The 19,348-nt window shown below is 63.7% G+C and carries 18 protein-coding genes and 2 tRNA genes; 9 read left to right on the top strand and 11 right to left on the bottom strand.

Going from position 1 to position 19,348, the window contains the following annotated elements; all coding sequences use genetic code 11:
• Nucleotides 1–32: 32 nt before the first annotated feature.
• Entirely contained in the window at nucleotides 33–1,025 is a 993-nt protein-coding gene (locus ACUY2Y_RS01890; RefSeq protein WP_448324574.1) for a malate dehydrogenase, read from the bottom strand.
• Between the two features lie 236 nt (nucleotides 1,026–1,261).
• On the opposite strand from ACUY2Y_RS01890, the gene ACUY2Y_RS01885 reads away from it, so the two are divergent.
• A complete protein-coding gene (locus tag ACUY2Y_RS01885; protein WP_448324573.1) occupies nucleotides 1,262–2,077 on the top strand; it encodes a TetR/AcrR family transcriptional regulator in 816 nt (271 codons plus the stop codon).
• A 15-nt stretch (nucleotides 2,078–2,092) separates the two neighbouring features.
• Here the strand turns inward: ACUY2Y_RS01885 and clpX are convergent, their stop codons facing one another.
• A complete protein-coding gene (gene clpX, locus ACUY2Y_RS01880) occupies nucleotides 2,093–3,364 on the bottom strand; it encodes an ATP-dependent Clp protease ATP-binding subunit ClpX (protein WP_259902202.1) in 1,272 nt (423 codons plus the stop codon).
• Nucleotides 3,365–3,586: 222 nt separating this feature from the next.
• Between clpX and ACUY2Y_RS01875 the strand changes: the two genes are divergently transcribed.
• The 3 genes from ACUY2Y_RS01875 to ACUY2Y_RS01865 all read left to right on the top strand — a co-directional run bounded on the left by ACUY2Y_RS01875 (nucleotide 3,587) and on the right by ACUY2Y_RS01865 (nucleotide 5,612).
• A complete protein-coding gene (locus tag ACUY2Y_RS01875) occupies nucleotides 3,587–4,360 on the top strand; it encodes an alpha/beta fold hydrolase (RefSeq protein ID WP_448324572.1) in 774 nt (257 codons plus the stop codon).
• Nucleotides 4,361–4,370: 10 nt separating this feature from the next.
• The gene (locus ACUY2Y_RS01870; protein WP_448324571.1) at nucleotides 4,371–4,961 is read left to right on the top strand and encodes a hypothetical protein; all 591 of its coding nucleotides are present in this window, start codon (nucleotides 4,371–4,373) and stop codon (nucleotides 4,959–4,961) included.
• 87 nt (nucleotides 4,962–5,048) lie between these two features.
• Complete coding sequence (locus tag ACUY2Y_RS01865) at nucleotides 5,049–5,612, top strand: hypothetical protein (RefSeq protein WP_448324570.1); 564 nt, start codon at nucleotides 5,049–5,051, stop codon at nucleotides 5,610–5,612.
• Nucleotides 5,613–5,681: 69 nt separating this feature from the next.
• Here ACUY2Y_RS01865 and ACUY2Y_RS01860 read toward each other — a convergent pair whose 3' ends face one another.
• The 4 genes from ACUY2Y_RS01860 to ACUY2Y_RS01845 form a co-directional block, all read right to left on the bottom strand.
• Nucleotides 5,682–6,302, bottom strand: coding sequence for an ATP-dependent Clp protease proteolytic subunit (locus tag ACUY2Y_RS01860; RefSeq protein WP_246874871.1), 621 nt, complete (start codon nucleotides 6,300–6,302; stop codon nucleotides 5,682–5,684).
• Nucleotides 6,303–6,336: 34 nt separating this feature from the next.
• Nucleotides 6,337–6,918, bottom strand: a complete 582-nt coding sequence (locus ACUY2Y_RS01855; RefSeq protein WP_259902197.1) for an ATP-dependent Clp protease proteolytic subunit — start codon at nucleotides 6,916–6,918, stop codon at nucleotides 6,337–6,339.
• Between the two features lie 207 nt (nucleotides 6,919–7,125).
• Nucleotides 7,126–8,538 carry a trigger factor gene (gene tig, locus ACUY2Y_RS01850; RefSeq protein ID WP_448324569.1) on the bottom strand — a complete coding sequence of 471 codons (1,413 nt, stop codon included), beginning with the start codon at nucleotides 8,536–8,538 and terminating at the stop codon, nucleotides 7,126–7,128.
• 69 nt (nucleotides 8,539–8,607) lie between these two features.
• Nucleotides 8,608–8,681 (bottom strand) — tRNA-Pro (locus ACUY2Y_RS01845).
• Nucleotides 8,682–8,930: 249 nt separating this feature from the next.
• On the opposite strand from ACUY2Y_RS01845, the gene ACUY2Y_RS01840 reads away from it, so the two are divergent.
• Entirely contained in the window at nucleotides 8,931–9,494 is a 564-nt protein-coding gene (locus ACUY2Y_RS01840) for an META domain-containing protein (protein ID WP_448324568.1), read from the top strand.
• A gap of 110 nt (nucleotides 9,495–9,604) precedes the next feature.
• Here the strand turns inward: ACUY2Y_RS01840 and ACUY2Y_RS01835 are convergent.
• Nucleotides 9,605–9,679, bottom strand: a tRNA-Gly gene (locus tag ACUY2Y_RS01835).
• 133 nt (nucleotides 9,680–9,812) lie between these two features.
• On the opposite strand from ACUY2Y_RS01835, the gene ACUY2Y_RS01830 reads away from it, so the two are divergent.
• Nucleotides 9,813–10,625, top strand: a complete 813-nt coding sequence (locus ACUY2Y_RS01830; RefSeq protein ID WP_448324567.1) for a DUF1542 domain-containing protein — start codon at nucleotides 9,813–9,815, stop codon at nucleotides 10,623–10,625.
• Nucleotides 10,626–10,824: 199 nt separating this feature from the next.
• Here ACUY2Y_RS01830 and ACUY2Y_RS01825 read toward each other — a convergent pair whose 3' ends face one another.
• Nucleotides 10,825–12,321 (bottom strand): metallophosphoesterase, encoded by a 1,497-nt coding sequence (locus ACUY2Y_RS01825; protein WP_448324566.1) that lies wholly within the window; start codon nucleotides 12,319–12,321, stop codon nucleotides 10,825–10,827.
• A 190-nt stretch (nucleotides 12,322–12,511) separates the two neighbouring features.
• Between ACUY2Y_RS01825 and ACUY2Y_RS01820 the strand changes: the two genes are divergently transcribed.
• The 3 genes from ACUY2Y_RS01820 to ACUY2Y_RS01810 are packed head-to-tail and all read left to right on the top strand — an operon-like array spanning nucleotide 12,512 to nucleotide 15,478.
• Entirely contained in the window at nucleotides 12,512–13,489 is a 978-nt protein-coding gene (locus ACUY2Y_RS01820) for an NAD(P)H-dependent flavin oxidoreductase (protein ID WP_448324565.1), read from the top strand.
• Nucleotides 13,490–13,497: 8 nt separating this feature from the next.
• Nucleotides 13,498–14,280, top strand: a complete 783-nt coding sequence (locus ACUY2Y_RS01815; protein WP_448324564.1) for an enoyl-CoA hydratase-related protein — start codon at nucleotides 13,498–13,500, stop codon at nucleotides 14,278–14,280.
• Between the two features lie 31 nt (nucleotides 14,281–14,311).
• Nucleotides 14,312–15,478, top strand: coding sequence for an imelysin family protein (locus tag ACUY2Y_RS01810; protein WP_448324563.1), 1,167 nt, complete (start codon nucleotides 14,312–14,314; stop codon nucleotides 15,476–15,478).
• Here the strand turns inward: ACUY2Y_RS01810 and ACUY2Y_RS01805 are convergent.
• From ACUY2Y_RS01805 to ACUY2Y_RS01795, 3 genes are read right to left on the bottom strand one after another with little or no spacing between them, the layout of a single operon-like run.
• Nucleotides 15,475–17,274, bottom strand: coding sequence for a glycosyltransferase (locus ACUY2Y_RS01805; RefSeq protein ID WP_448324562.1), 1,800 nt, complete (start codon nucleotides 17,272–17,274; stop codon nucleotides 15,475–15,477). The two genes, ACUY2Y_RS01810 and ACUY2Y_RS01805, sit on opposite strands and share 4 nt — an antisense overlap.
• A complete protein-coding gene (locus tag ACUY2Y_RS01800) occupies nucleotides 17,271–18,374 on the bottom strand; it encodes a glycosyltransferase (RefSeq protein ID WP_448324561.1) in 1,104 nt (367 codons plus the stop codon). The genes ACUY2Y_RS01805 and ACUY2Y_RS01800 overlap by 4 nt, the downstream gene beginning before the upstream one ends.
• Nucleotides 18,371–19,342: a glycosyltransferase gene (locus ACUY2Y_RS01795; RefSeq protein WP_448324560.1), complete on the bottom strand. Its 972-nt coding sequence runs from the start codon at nucleotides 19,340–19,342 to the stop codon at nucleotides 18,371–18,373. Before ACUY2Y_RS01795 ends, ACUY2Y_RS01800 begins: the two co-directional genes overlap by 4 nt.
• Between the last annotated feature and the right edge of the window lie 6 nt (nucleotides 19,343–19,348).

Here is a 19,348-nt window from a genome sequence, read left to right as displayed (position 1 = left end):
TAGCCGTCGTACCCAGCCGGGCTTCGAGGGTGTTAGAAGAGCTTGTCGGCGATCTCCGCCTCGGCGCGCAACGCCTCAATGTTGGCGTCGACGCGGGCCCGCTGTGCGTCGTCAAGCTCGAGCCCTTCGACTGTGCCCCAACGGCCGTTGATGCCGATGACCGGGAAGCCGAACACGAGGCCCTCGTCGACCCCGTAGCTGCCCTTCGAGACGACCGCGGACGTCGTCCACTTGCCCTCCGTGCCGGTGACCCAATCGCGCATGTGGTCCACAGCTGCCGACGCCGCAGATGCCGCCGACGAGCGGCCGCGCACCTTGATGATCTCGCCGCCACGCTTGGCCACACGCGGAATGAACTCGTTTTCGTACCACTCGCGCTCCACGCGGTCCGCCACGGACTCGCCGCCGACCGTCGCGTACGTGATGTCCGGGAACTGGGTGTCCGAGTGGTTGCCCCACACGACGATGTTCTCGAATGCGCTCGAGTGCTCCCCGAGCTTTTCCGACAGCATCGAGATCGCGCGGTTGTGGTCGAGGCGCATCAGCGCGTTGAAGTGCTCCGACCCGACGTCGGGCGCCGCCTTGTTGGCGATGTACGCGTTCGTGTTCGCTGGGTTGCCCACGACGAGCACGCGCACATCCTCCGCCGCGTGGTCGTTGATCGCGCGGCCCTGCTCGACGAAGATCTTGCCGTTCGCCGCGAGCATGTCCGCGCGCGACTCACCCTCGCCGCGTGGCTTCGCGCCGACGAGGAACGCCGCGTTGACGCCGTCGAAGGCCTTCGCCGGCTCGTCGGTGACCGTGATCGAGCGGACGTTGCCCAGCGCGGAGTCGTTGAGCTCCATAGCCACGCCCTCAGCCGTGCCCACGGCGTCCGGAATATCCAGCAGTGTCAGGTCCACGAGGGTCTCTGCCCCGAATACTTCGCCGGACCCGATCCGCCACAACAGCGAATAGGCGATATTGCCGGCGGCACCCGTGACGGCCACCTTGACGGACTTCGTGGGATCGAGCGGATTAGTCATTTGTTCTCCTTCGCTTTGCTCCCTCTACCCGGGTGGGCGGTACCCCCCGAATAGGCGTGCGGGCTCTCTGAACATCACCCATGCTACCCCCGTTGCACTAGGCAATTTCCACATTCTGCGCCCACCTTGTTCCGTTCATTCGGCACGGCCTACCCCATTTGGGCACGATAATAAGGACACGACAGGGCATCTGCGCCCCCGCCGTGAGCCCTTTTTCAAGCTTCAAAGGAGACGTTGTGACGGAGTCCCCGCAACCCGGCACCCAGTCCGGCGATGAGTCGGCCGACAAGGCCGACACCGCCGCGCTGGACCGCGCCGTGGACATTGCGCTGATCCATTTCGCGCAGGAAGGGTACGCCGCCACCAAGCTCGACATGATCGCGCGCGAGGCCGGCATGTCCAAGCGCATGCTGCACTACCACTTCGGCGACAAGCGCGAGCTTTACCGCCGGGCGCTCAACCGCGCGGCGTGGAGCTTCATCCCGCCTCAGGAATTCCTGGACCGTTCCTACGCAGTCCCGGTCGAGGGCATTCGCCGCTTCGTGGACGTGCTGTACAACCGGATGATCCAGAACCCGGATTCAATCCGCCTGTTTTTGCGCGAGAATCTCGATCCCGTGCTCAGCCCGGAAGAATTCACCGCCACCCGCAACGATTCGGAGGTGCTTCTCCAGATCGAACGCCTCCTGCTGATGGGACAAGACGCGGGTGCGTTCCGTCCGGGCATTTCCGCGACGGATGTCGTCGTGCTCATCGCGTCGCTGACATTCTTCCGCGTCGGCAATCACGCCACGATGGATGAATTCGGCGGCTTGAACTTGCTCAGCCCCACCAACACGGAGGGCATGCGCCGCCTCACCATTGACGCGGTGCTGACGTTCCTCACGTCGAATATCACCCATTCGGGCTACGAGTCGTACCTGACGTATTCCACGCCCGCCGTCACGCAGCCCGCAAGCCAGGAAGAGTCCAGCGAGGGCGACTACATCGCGGACACGCTTGTCGACGACATCTACGACCCCAACTACACCGACACCCCCTCCGGCGAATAGCTGGGGCCTGCCCTGTTATGCGGACTTCTTGGACTTCCGCAGCACGTATTCCGGCTCGCCGGCCCCGTTGATCACGTCAGCGTCCACCACGACCTCTTCAACGTCTTCGCGGTCGGGCAGGTCGTACATGATGGGCACCAGGGTGTCCTCCATGATCGCGCGCAGGCCGCGCGCGCCAGTGCCGCGGTCGGCGGCCTTCTTCGCCACTGCCGACAACGCGTCGTCGGTGAAGCGCAGCTCCGCACCGTCCATGGAAAACAGACGCTGGTACTGCTTGACTAGGGAGTTCTTCGGCTCGGTGAGCACGCGGACGAGTGATTCCTCGTCGAGGTTCTCCACAGCCGCCACGATGGGCAAGCGGCCGATGAACTCCGGAATCAGACCGAATTTGACCAGGTCCTCCGGCTGCACCTGCGCGAGCATATTCTGCTCCTCGCGCTCCGCTGCACTGTCGATCTCCGCGCCGAAACCGATGCCCTTTTTGCCCACGCGCTCCGCAATGACCTTGTCCAGGCCCGCGAATGCGCCTGCCACCACGAACAGGATATTGGTGGTGTCCACCTGAATGAACTCCTGATTCGGGTGCTTGCGGCCGCCCTGCGGCGGGACTGAGGCGACAGTGCCCTCAAGGATCTTCAGCAGCGCCTGCTGCACGCCCTCACCCGACACGTCGCGGGTGATCGACGGATTCTCCGACTTGCGGGAGATCTTGTCCACCTCGTCGACGTAGATGATGCCATTCTGCGCGCGGTCCACATCGAAATCCGCGGCCTGGAGGAGTTTGAGCAGGATATTCTCCACGTCTTCGCCGACGTAGCCCGCCTCCGTCAAACTCGTCGCGTCCGCGATGGCGAACGGGACATTCAGCATCCGCGCGAGCGTCTGCGCCAGGTAGGTCTTGCCCGAACCAGTAGGGCCAAGCAGCAAAATATTGGACTTGGCGATCTCGACGTCCTCGTCCTTCTTCCGCAGACTGCCCTTGTCCGTGCGCACACGCTTGTAGTGGTTGTACACCGCGACGGCCAGGGTGCGCTTCGCCGGGTCCTGCCCAATCACGTACTGATCCAAAAACGCCGTGATCTCAGACGGACGCGGGAGCTTGCCTTCCTCGCCGCTGTCCTGGGACTGGGCACCAGCCAGCTCTTCCTCAATGATCTCGTTACACAGCTCAATGCACTCGTCGCAGATGTATACGCCGCCGCCGGCGATGAGTTTGCGCACTTGCTTCTGACTCTTGCCGCAGAAGGAGCACTTCAACAGGTCGGAACTGTCTTGCGTAACTGCCATGGGGTGTTCTACTTCTCGCTTTTACGTCTTCTTGTCGGTTCAGGATCGTGCTGTGAACCCCAACGCTACCCGGTGGGGTGAACATTCCCGATGCGGCCGTTCGAACAACTCGAACACGCCACTGAGCTCTCCTTCCCACCACTATTTCAGATGGAAGCCACGCACAGTGGGAGGCCCCGCTGAGCGCCTGCACGCAGCGTCGTTTTTGGGAACAATGAAAGCATGACCACACTGCACTCCATCGTATCCGGCAACGAATCCAGCGAGAAAACCGTAGTTCTGCTCCCGTCCATCGGCACCACTCACGAGGCATGGGAGCCGCAGCTGTCAGCATTAGAAGGTGATTACCGCGTCGTGCGCATCGATCACCGCGGCCACGGCGACTCCCCCACCCCGGCCGTCGATTTGGGAATGACCACCGTCGACGACCTCGCACAGGACGTGCTCGAGACGTTGACCTCGTTGGGCATCGAGCACTGCACCATCGTCGGGCTGTCCATGGGCGGCGCGATCGCGCAGTACCTGGCTGCAACATCCGACCGCATTGACCGCGCTGTCTTCGCCTCCACCGCCACTTTCCTCGGCGGTGCCGGCAAGTGGCAGGAACGCTCCGATACCGCGCGAGACAGCGGCATGGATTCCATCGTGGACCCGACCGTGGACAACTGGTTCACGGAAGGATTCAAGGAAAGGGAGGCGGGTGTCGTCGATAAGTTCAAAGCGATGGTCGGATCCGTCGACCCCGAAGCGTACGCACAATGCGGCGATGCCCTGGCGAAGTGGGGCTTTGACGAGCGTCTGCAGGAGATCAGCGTTCCGGTACTGACCATCGCCGGCGCCGAGGATCCTTCGACTGGCCCGAAGCAGCTCCAGGAGATCGCCGCAGGCGTGACCGGTGAGGCCCAGTGCGTCGTCATCGAGGATGCCTCCCACCAAGTCGGCGCAGAACAGCCTGAGAAGTTCAACGAGGCCCTGCTGTCGTTTTTGGCGCAGTAGACTGCGGCCTATGATGTTTCGCCGTTTCGCCATCGCCAGCGCCACCCTCGCTCTCCCGCTCGCCATCGCGGGTTGCTCCGAGGACCAGGACATCGCCGAGCCGGAGCCGAGCACCTCGACTGCCAACGAAACACCCAGCGAGACGGCCAACGAAACACCCAGCGAGACGGCCAACGAAATGGCCAGCGAGACGACCGAACCCGAGTACTCGCTCGTCTCCCCCGCTGAGTTTTTGGACGAGCGCGGCGAGACTGCCGTGATCGAAATGGACAAGGCGGGCACAAATTATTTCTGCGTCCTCGGCGCAGCGTCTGTCGCGTGTTCCGCGAACCCCGATGACTCAGTGCCGAACCTCGAGGACATGCCCGGCCAACCGTGGGCTCCGTTCACCGGACGCCCAGGGGCGATCTTCGCCAGCGACGACGGTGTCTCCTGGGGCGTTCTGGAGGGCATCCCCGCAGGCGACGGTGCGCTCGCCCCGGGTGAGCGCCTCGAGCACCTCAACGGATGGTGCCAGGCCCCCGATGAGGAAAGCATCGAGTGCGGCTATAACGACGCATCATTCATCGTCACGGGGCCTGACCGTACTGTGGTCCAATAATCGGCGAATACGCTGGTCCCCGCGTTGGTCCGAGCCACACGCTAGGGTGTTGTTTAAAACAACCCCCATGAAAAGGACTTCCCCGCCATGACTACGCACACCCACCGCCGCCGTTACACCGCCGCATTCTTCGCGCTCACTCTCCCGCTCGCCGTGGCCGCATGCGGCACTGAGGATGAAACTCTCTCAGAACCGGAGATGACGTCCCCGCCCGCAGCGTCCGCCGCAGACACTACCGCGGAAGAAACTGCAGCAGCGACCACGGAAGCGGCGAAAGAAGAGACCAGCGAGCGTCCCTCGACCACCGTGTCCACCATTTACGAGACGGAGGACGAAGAGGTCGCCGCAGAAGACAAGGGCGACAAGGAAGCGGGCGCGGGAGCCGGATCCGACAAGGGGCCGTGCGAGTGGAAGCCGGTGGAAGAAGGCGAGATCGGCGAGGAAGTTTCTGACTACTGTGATGGCCGCTTCGCAAGCGTGGGCATCTACGCCACCGACCACACCGAGTACCTGTACTGGGACGGCAAGGAGTGGGCCGGGCTCGAATCGAGCGGCCAAACCTACACCGGTTTCAAGTGCTACGACGAAGCGAAGGTCGAAGAGCTCGGTTTCCCCGACGAACTGAAGCAGAAAATGATCATCTGCGACTAGCCGCCGGAAACGCGATACCCCGCCGCATCCTGGGAGGGATGAGGCGGGGCGTCGATAAGCGAATGCTTTTTACGCGTTGAGCTTGCGGTAGTCGAAGACCTGGTCGATGATGCCGTACTCGACAGCCTCCTGGGCGGTGAGGATCTTGTCGCGGTCAGTGTCGATGCGGACCTGCTCAGACGTGCGGCCGGAGTGACGGGCGAGCGTGTCCTCCATGAGGCGGCGCATGCGCTCGATCTCCCTGGCCTGAATCTCCAGGTCCGACACCTGGCCCTGGGTGCCCTGGGTGGCCGGCTGGTGGATCAGCACGCGGGAATTCGGCAGTGCAGCGCGCTTACCCGGCGCACCAGCGGCGAGAATGACCGCCGCGGCGGACGCTGCCTGACCGAGGCACACGGTCTGGACATCGGGACGGACGTACTGCATCGTGTCGTAGATCGCCATCAAGGACGTGAACGAACCGCCCGGCGAGTTGATGTACATCGTGATGTCGCGATCCGGGTCCTGGGACTCCAGCACGAGCAGCTGCGCCATGATGTCGTTCGCGGAAGTGTCGTCGACCTGGGTGCCCAGGAAGATGATTCGCTCCTCGAACAGCTTCGAGTACGGGTTGGTCTCCTTCGTGCCGAACGAGGACTGCTCGATGAAGCTCGGCAGGACGTAGCGGGAGTTGGGCATCTGGAAAGACATAGTGTTTATCTCCTCTTCTGTGTAGCTCTGCCGGTTAGTTGCTGATCGTGCCCTGGGCGCTGGAAATCACGTGGTCGACGATGCCGTAGTCCTTCGCCTGCTGGGCGTTGAACCAGCGATCACGGTCCGAATCCTTCGTGATCTGCTCGAAGGTCTGGCCGGTGTGCTCCGCGATGAGCTCAGCCATCTCACGCTTCGTCTCGGCGAACTGCTCCGCCTGGATCGCGATGTCTGCTGCGGTACCGCCCACACCTGCGGACGGCTGGTGCATCATGATGCGCGCGTGCGGCAGCGCGAAACGCTTGCCCTTGGTGCCGCCAGACAGCAGGAACTGGCCCATCGACGCCGCCAAGCCCATGCCGTAGGTGGCGATGTCGCACGGGGAGTATTTCATCGTGTCGTAAATCGCCATACCGGCGGTCACGGAGCCGCCCGGCGAGTTGATGTACAGCGAGATGTCGCGGTTCGGGTCCTCGGCGGACAGCAGCAGGATCTGCGCGCACAGCTTATTCGCGATCTCGTCGTCCACCTGCTGTCCGAGGAAGATGATGCGCTCGCGCAGCAGACGCTCGTACACCGAGTCGCCCAAATTCATGCCGGTTGCCGGAGAAGTCATCGAAGTACTCCTTTAAGTATTTTCAATCGTCGTTTCTCGCCTACGATAACGCCCCACCCTAGTTGCGGATTCCGCTAGCGGGGCCATGTTCGCTGACAGCGTAGAAGGGCAACGCAATGCGTATCGACGCTCACCCCGACGTGACAGCGAAAAACCTCCCGGCCGAGGACGATTTGTTCACACGGCTGGGAGGTTCAGAGAAGAGTCTTACTTATCTTCTTCGGTTGCAGACTCAGACTCGGTTGCGGCATCGGCGACTGCCTTGTCGGCGGCCTCTGCCTCAGCGACCTCGTCCTCATCGATCTCGCCGAAGTAGTCGTTCGGGTCGATGGAGTTGCCCTCGTCATCCTTGACGGTGGTGCGGGAGATGGCGGCGGCGAGAGCCTTGCCGCGGCGGACGTCGGCGAAGAGGTTGGCGACCTGGCCGGACTGCTGCAGCTGCATGATGAACTGGTTCGGGTCCATGCCGTAGGACTGCGCGGTGAACAGGATGTGGTCGGTCAGCTCCTGCTGGGAGACTTCCGGCTCCTCCTGGTCGGCGACGGCGTCGAGGAACAGCTGGGTGCGCACAGACTCCTCAGCCTGCTCGCGGGACTCCTTGTCGAATTCCTCGCGGGTCGTGCCCTGCGCCTCGAGCATCTGGGCGAAGGCTGCCTCGTCGTGGGCCATCTGGCCGAGGATCTGGTGGAGCTGGTTGTGAACCTGCTCGTCAACAACTGCCTGCGGCAGCTCGAACTTCGTCTGCTCGAGGGCGGCCTTGAGCACCTCGTCGCGGATGTCGGCGGCCTGCTGAGCCTTCTTGTTCTCCTCGAGCTGGCTCTTGGTCGACTCGCGCAGCTCCTCGACGGTGTCGAACTCGGAGGCCATCTGGACGAATTCCTCGTCCAGCTCCGGCAGCTTGCGCTCCTTGGACTGCTGGACGGTGACCTTGATGGTGGCCTCTTCGCCCTTGTGCTCGCCGAACTGGATCTCGGAGGTGAACTCGGCTTCCTCACCGGTCTTGAGGCCCTTGATGGCCTTGTCCAGACCCTCGATGAGGTCGTCACGGCCGATCTCGTAGGTGATGCCCTCGGTGGAGGCCTCCTCGATCTTCTCACCGTCGATGGTCGCTTCGAGATCGATGATCGCGAAGTCGCCCTTCTTCATCTTGCGGCGGGTGTCCTTGAGCTCACCGAAGCGGGCACGCAGGTTGTCGAGCTCTTCGTCGACGGCCTCGTCGTCGATCTTCAGGGCCGGCACCTCGACGGAGATCTTGGAGAAGTCGGGGACCTCAATCTCCGGGCGGATGTCCACCTCAGCGGTGAACTCGACGAAGTCGTTGTCCTCAATCTTGGTGATGTCGATCTCCGGCTGGCCGATGACCTTCAGATCGTTTTCTGCCACAGCAGACTCGTAGCGGGTCGGCAGCATATCGTTGACGACCTGCTCGAGGATGGGGCCGCGGCCAAACCGGGCGTCGATAAGCTGGCGCGGTGCCTTGCCGCGACGGAAACCCGGGATGTTGACCTGCTGTGCGATGGCCTTGTACGCCTGGTCGATTTCCGGGCCGAGCTCGTCAAACGGAACGGTCACGGTCAGCTTCGCGCGAGTGTCGCTGAGCTTGTCCACGGAAGTCTTCACGGAAATTCTCTCCTGGCTAGATTGCGGAATAGTTCAAAGTATGTCGAGGAGACTTAAGATGTCTCCTTGTCGGGGCGACAGGATTTGAACCTGCGACCCCCTGCTCCCAAAGCAGGTGCGCTACCAAACTGCGCCACGCCCCGTAGGTCATTGAAAGCGCCCGGCTGTTGACCGGGCTGGCTCACGGGAGACGATTCTAGCGTGAGCCAAAAAAGCGCCGTTTCATTGGGGGCCGGGTTACGCACGAAAAGACGCTTATCGACGCACCTTTTGTGACCGCCCCGTTACCTCCGGTATAGATTCCTGCACAAAACCTATCGAGTAAATAACAATGCTCTCGGCTTCTACTCGGAACCGTTGACCTGCCGTGAGCTGCTCATACTCTTGGAGCCATGAGTACTAGCACCGTAAAGAAACTGTCCATCGCGACAGCCACTGCGGCCCTCACTGCCGGAATGCTCGGCGCCGGCACCGCAAGCGCCCAGGAGCTGTCCTCCAACCCAGACCTCGCCAACCGATTCGCTCAGATGAGCTCCGCGCTCTTCGGCGGCGGCCAGCAGGAACAGACCGGCCTGATCCAAAGCCTGCCGGAAGGCGCCCGCCCATTGACCGCGCCCGAGGCTAGCCGCCTCAACGGCAATCTGGTCGCCCAGAAGAATGACCAGGTATCGCTCGATTTCCAGTCGCAGCCCTCCGCGCGGGGCCACCTGCGCATTGCTGACGGCTGTAATTCCGGCACCGCCAACTACTTCTTCGAGCACGACAACCGACTGACCATCACCGAGATCCTGCTGACGAAGAGGGCATGCAACCCGCCGGCGACCGCCGACTCCGATGCCCTTCTGCAGGTCCTGCGGTCCCACCCCTACCTCTACCGCATCGACGACACCACCTATGCCGTGGGCGCAGACCCGGAACATGCCATCATTTTCGACCTTCACCCCTACCAGCATTAGGAGCTGCGCTCAGCCCAGAACTAAACGAGCGCCCCGAGTATCCGACAGGATGCCCGGGGCGTTTCGCTGTGCTTCAGCAGGTCCCACAGAAAGCGGAAACCGGCCAAAAGTGGAGGGAATGACGGGAATCGAACCCGCGTCTTCAGCTTGGAAGGCTGAGGTATTAGCCACTATACGACATTCCCACGTGCGTAAACGTGCGTGAATACGCGCGAAAACGAGTGTATCCCACCGCACGGTCGACTCCAAAAATACGCCGGAAGGGAATGTCGGGAAAGCCGATATCGTTGGAGAAAGCAGTTACGGAAGGGAGCGAACATGGGATTAGTCACCTTGCTCATCATCGCGGCGGCCGTCGTAGGCACCGTCACGCTCATCGGCCGCACGCAAAATAACAGCCAACGCGCACAGGTCGACGGGGCCAATTTCGAGGACGCGCTTGCGGACGCACGACGCTGGGTCGAGCGCCTCGGCCACCAGGTGCTCACCATTTCCGGGACAGACACCGCCTCGGAACAAGCGATGGCGGACGCATCGGAACGCTATAACGCCGCCAATTCTGCGCTGACCCAGGCGCGGACCGTCAAGCAGGCTCAGCTCGCCCGCGAGTCCGCGCTCGAAGGCATGTATTACGTCAACGCCGCGCGCGAGATCATCGGATTGGCGCCCGGCCCAGAGCTTCCCGAACTTGAAGCTCAGCGCCAGGCCGGCCGCGTGAGCGAGCCCCGCAGCGCCGAATTCAATGGCGAAACCGTCCAGGCCTCCCCTTACGCAAGCAATGCCACGCCGCACTACTACCCCGGCGGCGCGGTCGCCGGCCGCCCAGTGCCCGCTGGCTGGTACTCCACTGCCTGGTGGGCACCCGCCGCGATGACTGGTGTGTGGGCGGCGAGCTCCATGATGTTCTATTCCACGATGTTCGCCGGCATGGCCACCGCAGCCAGCGCGGACAGCTTTGAGGCCGGCGGGCTAGACGGCGCCGGCGCGGATGCCGGCGACATGGGCGACGCTGGCGCGGATGCCGGAGACATGGGCGATGCTGGCGGTGGCGCTGACGATGGCGGCGGATTCTTCGGCGATTTCGGAGATTTCGGAGACTTCGGCGACGGCGGCGGCGGATTCGACTTCTAGTAGCGGATCACCAGCGCACCGGAGTTTTATCGAGCGGTTAGTCCGAATCGCGATCCCCAAAAGACCAGGTCAGATGTTACTGGTGTGACGCCAAACTGCAACGGGACTAACTTCTCCTGCGCAGCCCCCGCGGCGGTGGCGCCGACGATGGCGGCGGGCTCTTCGACGGCTTCGGGGGCTTCGGCGATTTCGGCTTCGACTAGTAGCGGATCACCAGCGCGCGTGAATCGAGCGGGCCGAGCATCGCTTCGGGGCTGAGACCGAACATCGTCCAGCGGGTTCGGGCTGCCCAGCGCAGCGCTTCTTCGGAGGAATTCTGGCGGAAATTGACCGCCATTCCATCCTGGAAGAAACGGATCTGGGTTGCGCCGGTGGGCCAGTTTTTCACCGCGGGTGTCTCCAAGAAGACGGTGTTCTTGGCAACGTCGGGGCGGTTATTGCGGCCGCGGTGAGTGTGGCCTGTGAGAACGAGCTTGATGTTGTCTTGTGCGGCGATCATGCGCTGGAGACGCATGATGTCCATGTCGCGGAGAACAAAAGCGGGGCCAGCGGGATTGGTCCAGGCTGCCTGACGCGTGGCCGGGTGGTGCAGCATGACCACGATGGGCGTTGAACGGTCCTCGTCGAAGATGGACTGGATCTGCTTGAACTGCTCGTCGGAAATCATTCCGCCACTGGTGTCCAGTTTGGTCGAGTCGATGCCCACCACGCGCGCGATCAGGTCACCACCGGCACCGCGGATATCTTCCACCCATGCGGTCTGGCGGGGCTCGAAAACGGCACCCCAGCCATCGGTGTGCTTGTCGTCGTAGGCGGGGGCGTCGGCGTACTCGGGACCGTCGGAAAGCTTGTGCGGGCGATCGTGATTGCCGCGGGTGCAACGCACTTTTCCGTTGAAGCCGTCCAACAGCTCTTTCGCCTTTGCGATTTCCCAGGGGCGCGCTTCGGAGGTGACGTCGCCGTTGACGAACAGGTGGCTAGCGCCGACGGAGTGCGCGGTGTCGATCACCGCATCGAGGGAGACCTCCGGGTACGGGCGCTCCCCCGGTAGGGAACGTGCCGGAGGCGGGAAATTGTTCATCCAGATGCCGTCGCCGTTCTCCCCAATGTGGGAGTCATTGGCGACGATAATGGTGCCCAGCATTGGCCCGGACAGACGCGACAGGGTGGTGAACAGGCGGGTACCCTCCTGCTTCCGGTTGTGCGTCGCGGCGGCTTCGGTTCCGTGAGAGGTAGCCAGGAATGCGTAGGTGGTGTCTGCACGCAAACCGGAGACCGTGAGCTGGTGGAAAAAGCGGTCGGACGGGCTTTTCACCACGGTCGTATCGGAGGGGTTGTCGACCGGCCAGACGCGGAGTTCGCCGGCGGTCGGCAGACCTTTCGGCGCTTTATCGGATGCACTCTTGGCTTCCCACGTCAGCCACGTGATCGTGGCGGAATCTTCCGTCACCGTGACCACTTGCACGTCGCCGGCAAGAAAGCGCCCGCGGCCGTTGGAGCCGATATTTCCGACGACCAGGCCGGATTCCGATGATCCGACCGACCTCCCGCCGGCAGGGCCGAACAGCTGAAGCACGGAAGATCCACTGGAAGATTCGCTACTGGATTGGGCGAGCGCGTGGGCTGGAGCGACGAGTGTCGAGCCCGCACCGATGGCGAGCGCTTTGAGCAGAGTGCGGCGGGACGTGGAAGACATACTGTGAAGAATATGCGCTCAGACTGACAGAAAAGTTAATTCCACATGGCCTTTCAGCGAACCTGGCCGGAGGCAACGCGTTCATCCCGACCAAAATTCGCGTTACCTACGCAACATTTTTGGCCAATGTGTAATGTGGCTCTCATTAGGTAGTCCGAACAATCACGGCGAGATTCAAGGAGAGTCGACAATGGCAGCAATCCAGACCCGCGTCAACGAGATGCTCGGCATCGAGCACCCGATCATCCAGGGCGGCATGCAGTGGGTCGGCACAGCCGACTTGGCATCCGCTGTTTCGAATGCCGGTGGCCTGGGCATTCTCACGTCGCTGACGCAGCCGTCGCCGGAGGACCTCGGCAAAGAGATCGACCGCATGCGGGAGATGACGGACAAGCCGTTCGGCGTGAACCTGACCATCCTGCCCACGATCACGCCGCCGCCGTACGAAGAGTACCTGCGTGTGGCTGTCGAGAAGGGCGTGAAGATCGTCGAGACGGCTGGCGCTAACCCGGCGAAGCTCGTTCCGATGCTCAAGGAAGCGGGTGTGACCGTCATCCACAAGTGCACCTCCGTGCGTCACGCACTGAGTGCGCAGGACAAGGGCGTGGACATCGTCAGCGTCGACGGCTTCGAGTGCGCTGGCCACCCAGGCGAGGACGACATCCCGGGCCTGGTTCTTCTTCCGGCAGCGGCTGACAAGCTCGACATCCCGATCGTCGCTTCCGGCGGCATCGCCGACGGCCGCGGCATGGCCGCAGCGCTCGCGCTCGGCGCGGAGGGCATCAACATGGGCACCCGCTTCCTGTGCACCGAGGAGGCTCCGGTCCACCGCAATGTCAAGGAAGCGATCGTGGAGCGCTCCGAGCTCGACACCGAGCTCATCTTCCGCACGCTGGGCAACACCGCACGCGTGGCATCCAACGAGGTCAGTCGCGAGGTCGTCGAAAAGCTCAATGCTGGCGCGCAGTTCCCCGAGGTCCGCGACCTGGTCTCGGGCCAGCGTGGCCGCACCGTTTACGAGAACGGCGACCTGGACGCGGGCATCTGGTCCTGCGGCATCGTCCAGGGCGTCATCAACGACATCCCGACCTGTGGCGAGCTGGTCCCGCGCATCGCGAACGAGGCGGCGGACATCATCACCGGTCGCCTCGCGGGCTTCGTCAAGTAGAGGCAGCGATGTCAGGCGAGCTCAAGGGCAACATCACTTCGCTTATCGACGGCGCGGTCGCCCTCATCCGCATCTCCAACCCCGCCAAGCGGAACGCTTTGGAGCCGGATTCCTACTGGTCCATCGGCGATGCCGTCCAAGCGGCGAATGCCAACCCCGAGGTGCGGTGCATCATCATCACCGGCGACGAGAAGTCCTTCTGCTCCGGCATGGACATCGAGGCATTCACCGGTGAGGGCACGGCGGAGGTCGCCGCGCACTCGCTAGGCGGCATCGAGCACATGATCGGTTCGATCACGCGCGCCGACGTGCCTGTCATCGCCGCTGCTGAGGGCGCTGTCGCTGGTGTCGGCGCATCTCTCGCCTGCGCGTGCGATCTCATCGTCGCTGCAGAATCCGCATTCATCACCCTGCCTTTCGGCCGCATCGGCCTGATGCCGGACGGTGGCGCGGTGGCGACGCTGGCGGCGTCGATAGGCAGGCACCGCACCATGCAGCTGGTCCTGTTGCAGGAGCGCATTCCTGCTGCCGACGCCGTTGATCTCGGCCTGTTCGCCGAGGTCGCGCCGACTGGCGGTGCCCTTGATAAAGCGAAGCAGTGGGCCGAAAGCTTCTCCACGTCCCCGCGCGGTGCTGTCGCTGAGACGAAGCGTGCTGTGAACCGCGTCGCGCTGACCGAGCTGCCGAACAGCATGGTCAACGAGGCCCGCTTCCAAACAGAGCTGTTGCAAAGCCCCGGCCACAAAGAGGGCGTCGCAGCATTCCTGGAGCGTCGCGCGCCGAAGTTCTAGTCACCCGCGCGGGAATAGATATAGTCGCACCATGAAGCGCTTCCCTTCCCTTCTCGCGGCGACATCCCTCACCTTCACGCTGAGCGCGTGCACGCAGGAGAACGCCGGGGAGACCATCGAGGTCACCGCATCCGATACCGAGTGCACGGTATCGGAGGACTCGGTAGAGGCGGGCACGACGACCTTTTCTGTCGAGAATTCCGCTGGCGCACCCCTCGCATTCTTCGTGCTCGCGCCCGGCGGCGGGCGCGTGTACGGCAGCCGGGACGAGATCATGCCGGGCTCATCAGCTGACCTCAAGGTGTCGCTGAAGCCCGGCGAGTACGCCACTGCCTGCAAACTCGGCTGGCGCGGACCCGATATTGGCCCGGCGCGGTTCACCGTCACTGGCGATACGGACACCGCCGCTGAAGGGTCGTCAGCAGAGCGCCTCGAGGATGCCCGCGACAATTACGTCACGTTCGCGCGCAGGGAGCTCGCTGAGTTCCTTCCCCAAGTCGAGGAATTCGCGGAAACTTACGCCGCAGGCGACGATGAGCGCGCCAAGGAGCTCTACCCCGCCGCCCGCGAGAAATACATGCGCATCAGCCCGCTGGCAGTGTCCGTCGGCGTGCTCGACGAGCGCATCAACGCTCGCGAGGAGGAGTACACCGCACAGGCCCGCGACCTGAAGGAGCGCGACCAGACTTTCACCGAGTGGCTCGGGTTTCACCGCATCGAGAAGGACCTGTGGCCGGAAGAGGATGCGGAGGTATCTGAGCCGGAGGAGCCGACCACTCCGCGCGAGCGCCGCGAGATCGCGGATGCGCTCATCGGCGATGTAGAGCAGCTCAAGGTGACGATCGACAAGTCGAATTTCATCGAATCTCGCGACATCACCATGGACACGATCATGCGCGGGGCGCTCCGCCAGACCGAGCAGCCGGCACACGATGTCCACGACGCGATCGGGGCGGTTCACGCTTCACGCGCCGTATTCGACGCGGTCAAAGACATTGCCGCCGACCGCGGGGAGGAAGGCGAGAAGCTCGTCGAAGACACCGAGGAACGCCTCGATTCCCTCCAGCGCTCCCTGGAAGATCAGGTCGCCGGAGACGCGGAGGGAGTGGACTCCACCATCGATCTCGGCGAGCTGCACGAGGACCTGACGCGCCTTGCCGACCTTCTCGGCCTCGAAATGGAGGAGCATAAGAGCTAAGGGGTGCGCTGCCAGGAGTCGTCGATAAGCGCGATTGCTCCTGCTTCCTCGAATGCGCGCAACCACCCTTCCATCGGCCACTGACCCCATTTCTCGTGGAAGACGGCAGCGTTGCGCAAGATGTCGTCGAGGTGCTCCCACGGCGGCGAAGAGACTGAGTGCCACTGGTGGAATGCGTGCGCGCCGCCGACCCACAGCAGGTCGATGCCGTGCTCGCGAAGGTTCCACGCGAAGTCAGTGTCCTCCCCGCCGTAGCCAGAAAACGCCTCGTCGAAGCCGCCGAAGGTGTCGACGATTTTCTGCCATGTTTGCGCCGTGCACGCGAAGGAGAGCGACCAGAACAGGTCGTAATTATCGGCAGCGACGATCTCGCCGGCAGGCGGGTTCGGGCGCGCGGAGTGGGGGTCCGGCCGCACGGTCCGCAGCTCCCCTTCTTTCATGTACGTCACGGGACCGGCGACAACAGCGTCCGGGTGCTCGGCGAGCGCTTTCGTGTACAGCGGGACGAGATCGCCGCCGGCGAGACAATCCGCATCGAGGAAGATAAGGACCTCGTTGCCGCGCGCGATCGCCTCAGCGGCACCACGGTTGCGGGCACGCGCGAGGTTCGGGTGCCCGCTTTCAGCGCCAGAATGCTTATCGACGTCCACAACGTGGCTTTTCGGCACTGCCTTTTCCAGCAGTGCGTGGTCCGCGAGCGCGACGGTGATGTGGTCGGTGCCCTCGGGCGCGAGATTGACCTGGTGCGTCAGGTGGCTGGCGCGGCCAGCGTTGGCGAGCGTGACGATGGCAGCTGTGCTGTCTGTCGGGTCGTCCGCGATTCGCGCGATCACCTCGGCCGCCCGGCGCGCGGACCCAGCGGTTTCCCAACGCGACCAGTCGGCATTCAGCTCGCGGGCGGCGGCGAGCACGTCTGGCCACTCCTCCGGAGCCGGAAAACTCTTGGGCACGACAGCGAGTCCTTCGCGTGCCAGCAGTGTCGCGGAGGCTTTCTGCTCGATGAACGGACGCGGCTGCGGAAGGATCACGGCCGGCGCACCCAGGTGAGCGATATCCGCAATGGAATTCTGGCCACCCGCCGCGACGACCACACCGGCGCTGGCGATCAACTCCGTCGGGTCATCGACACGGTTCTCACCGGTCAAGAAGGTGAACCGGTAGCCGGGGCAGGCGGCTTCCACGGCCTCCCAGTCCCCCGGCTCCCATGTGGACCCGCCTTGGCCAGCCATGACCACGACGTGCTGCGGATCGCGGTCGACTCCACGCGCTGCATCGGGGCGGTCGAGCAGCGTGATGCCGCCGACTGGGTGCAGGCGGTCTGAATGTGTGCGCAGATGGTCGGGCACTGGCACCCACGACGGCCAGGCGGCAATGATGGCGTCGGACTGGCGGTAGGCGAGCTGGTGGGGAGCATCGTCGCGCAAGCCGGGCATCGCCAACGTGACCACGGGGACGCCCATGAGCCGCAGGAACATGCACACCTCGGCAGAGACGTCGACATAGAACGCGGCTGGGTCATTCTCGTCGACCCAGGATGCGATCGTGGCGTAGCGTTCACGCAGACCACGATTGCCGTACGGGGCGTAGTGGAGAGTGCCTCCTGCGGTCATGGCGCGGCCGGTGTGGCCGTGCCCGGCGTCGTCGGCAAGCACGATGTCCGCGTCGGGCGCGGTGGACAAAATCACGGCCTCCCACCCGAGCTCCGCCAGTTCGCGTTGAATCCTCCGGCAGCGCCGAATGTGCCCGCTGCCGTGGTGGTGGGCATAAATGCCGACTATTTTTCTGGCTGTGCTCACCCGACCATCACCTCCCGGTAGTAATCGACGTAGCGGCGCGCCGTTTGCGTGAGACTGTGGTTGTCCACCACCCACTCCCGGACCTTGGCGCGGTCGAGGTGGAGCGCGCGATGAATCGCGCCCGCCAGGGCGACAACGTCATCCCGTTCGACGAGCACCGCCGGCGCGTCAGCGAGCAGCTCCCCCATCCCGCCGCGGTCGAAAGCCGCCACCGGTGTGCCGCACGACATCGCCTCGAATGCCACCAGGCCGAACGGCTCTTCCCAACGCGGCGTGACCACGCACACTGCATGGCGGCCGACCAGTCCGCGGAGTTCAGCGTGCGATAACTCACCGACCCAACGGATCAGCCGGCCGTCCAGGCGAGGAGCGATCTGCTCCTGGAAATACGCGTGCTCGCCCTTCCGTCCAGCGATGGTCAGGGGCAAACCGAGGAGACGGCACGCATCCATCGCCAGGTGAAGACCTTTCTCGGGAACGATGCGGCCGAACCACACCGCCCCATCGCCACCGGGGCCGAAAGCCCAGCGCCGCACGTTGACACCGTTGGGGATGACCTCGACAGGCGTGGGCATGCACCAACTGCGGGACGTGGTCGTGCTTACCGCGGCGAACCGGCCGGCCAGCTGACCTGCCGCATCGACCGCCTGCTGAATCTCAGGAAGCTGCGGGGTGTGCAAAGTCGTGAGCATCGGAAGCGGTTCGGGCGAATGCACCGACGGAAACATAGCCGGGCTCAGGCTGTTGTTGTGCACAACGTCGTACTGCTGCCCGACCAGATAGGACCTCAAGCGTAGGAAGGCGCGTTCTTCGCGCTCTTTCTCCCCCGCCGGGTACGTGGTGTCCGTGGCGTCCTCGGGGTGCGCGCCCCAGTCCACACCAGGTAGTTCGTATTCTTTGACGTTGCCGTCGGACCCTTTCGCGGCGAAGAAATCCACGTCGTGGCCCTCCTCGCGCAAAGCCATCACCATTGTGTGGCAAAACGCCTCCAGCCCGCCCGCGTACGGCTCGCGGATTGGGTACCGCGCCGGCGCCACGAACGCGATCCGCAAACGCGGGCCGCTTCGCACATCGCCTGTGGCAGGCAGCGTGATCGTCATTGCCGCGCCCCCATCTCGGCAGCCGCGGCATAGATGTCGGCGTGCACCTGCTTGATTTCGCGAAGCTGCGCATCACGGTCGCCGCGGTACGGCACCGGGTCCGCCGCCAGCAACGCAGCTGCGGCTCGTCCGGCAGCAGCGCCGTCGCCAGCACGGTACACAGCCGCAGCCTCAGGTGCGTCAGCTTGATCCGCGTAGCAGCCGCAGTCCGGCACAGCCACGCTCACATCCAGGTCGCGGCACATCTCCAGCCAGCCAGAATGCGTGCCCCGCACATACGGCAAGATGCAGACGCGGTGGCGTGCCACGGCCTTGTGCAAAGCTGCATCGTCGAGGGGGTCATGGGTGACCGTGGAGAGCCCGTCGATAAGCGAAAGCTCTGTGCGCAATTCGCGCGTGGCCGCGACGTCGTGCGCGTAGACAGTGAGGGGCACCTGCTGCGCGATCTCGCGGTAGAAATCGACCTCCGCCGCGACATTCGCGCGCAGCGACTTCATGAAGATAGCGGCATCCGCGGCAGCTTCGACGTCGGGCATGTGCTTGACGACGGCCGGGTGCCCCACCACCGTCACATCCTCACGCCCGTAGCGCTGTGCTAACGCCGCCGCGGCGCACTCGGTGAGCGTGATCACCTGCTTCGCCGCGCGCACGAGCACCCCCACATTCGCGCGGTGACGTTCCTGGTCGTCCAGGTCCGACAGGTGCGGATTATCAAGGTCGTGCACCGTGACCACGAGCGGAACCGGCAATGCGTCAACCAATTCCTGGAGCTGCTCCGGGGTGCGGTGCTCGTACCCGAAATGAATGTGCACTACATCGACATCCCGTGGCTCATCCCACCACTGCGCCTCCAACGCCGGGTGCGGCCACCAATTTCCGTTGATATCGGGATCGGGATTAAAGCTCGCGTTATCAGGCTTGATCGCCTGCGGATAGACATGTTCCGCAGGGATTGAAAGAACTTTCATCCCACC

The sequence above is a fragment of the Corynebacterium sp. 20-84 genome (genome assembly GCF_053479455.1).
This window is presented reverse-complemented; position numbering and strand designations above follow the sequence as displayed.

What these genes read in the sequence shown, in the direction of transcription:
- ACUY2Y_RS01890 (WP_448324574.1), bottom strand. Translation starts at nt 1,025, where the DNA reads ATGACTAATCCGCTCGATCCCACGAAGTCCGTCAAGGTGGCCGTCACG.
- clpX (WP_259902202.1), bottom strand. Translation starts at nt 3,364, where the DNA reads ATGGCAGTTACGCAAGACAGTTCCGACCTGTTGAAGTGCTCCTTCTGC.
- ACUY2Y_RS01875 (WP_448324572.1), top strand. Translation starts at nt 3,587, where the DNA reads ATGACCACACTGCACTCCATCGTATCCGGCAACGAATCCAGCGAGAAA.
- ACUY2Y_RS01870 (WP_448324571.1), top strand. Translation starts at nt 4,371, where the DNA reads ATGATGTTTCGCCGTTTCGCCATCGCCAGCGCCACCCTCGCTCTCCCG.
- ACUY2Y_RS01865 (WP_448324570.1), top strand. Translation starts at nt 5,049, where the DNA reads ATGACTACGCACACCCACCGCCGCCGTTACACCGCCGCATTCTTCGCG.
- ACUY2Y_RS01860 (WP_246874871.1), bottom strand. Translation starts at nt 6,302, where the DNA reads ATGTCTTTCCAGATGCCCAACTCCCGCTACGTCCTGCCGAGCTTCATC.
- ACUY2Y_RS01855 (WP_259902197.1), bottom strand. Translation starts at nt 6,918, where the DNA reads ATGACTTCTCCGGCAACCGGCATGAATTTGGGCGACTCGGTGTACGAG.
- ACUY2Y_RS01840 (WP_448324568.1), top strand. Translation starts at nt 8,931, where the DNA reads ATGAGTACTAGCACCGTAAAGAAACTGTCCATCGCGACAGCCACTGCG.
- ACUY2Y_RS01830 (WP_448324567.1), top strand. Translation starts at nt 9,813, where the DNA reads ATGGGATTAGTCACCTTGCTCATCATCGCGGCGGCCGTCGTAGGCACC.
- ACUY2Y_RS01825 (WP_448324566.1), bottom strand. Translation starts at nt 12,321, where the DNA reads ATGTCTTCCACGTCCCGCCGCACTCTGCTCAAAGCGCTCGCCATCGGT.
- ACUY2Y_RS01820 (WP_448324565.1), top strand. Translation starts at nt 12,512, where the DNA reads ATGGCAGCAATCCAGACCCGCGTCAACGAGATGCTCGGCATCGAGCAC.
- ACUY2Y_RS01815 (WP_448324564.1), top strand. Translation starts at nt 13,498, where the DNA reads ATGTCAGGCGAGCTCAAGGGCAACATCACTTCGCTTATCGACGGCGCG.
- ACUY2Y_RS01810 (WP_448324563.1), top strand. Translation starts at nt 14,312, where the DNA reads ATGAAGCGCTTCCCTTCCCTTCTCGCGGCGACATCCCTCACCTTCACG.
- ACUY2Y_RS01800 (WP_448324561.1), bottom strand. Translation starts at nt 18,374, where the DNA reads ATGACGATCACGCTGCCTGCCACAGGCGATGTGCGAAGCGGCCCGCGT.
- ACUY2Y_RS01795 (WP_448324560.1), bottom strand. Translation starts at nt 19,342, where the DNA reads ATGAAAGTTCTTTCAATCCCTGCGGAACATGTCTATCCGCAGGCGATC.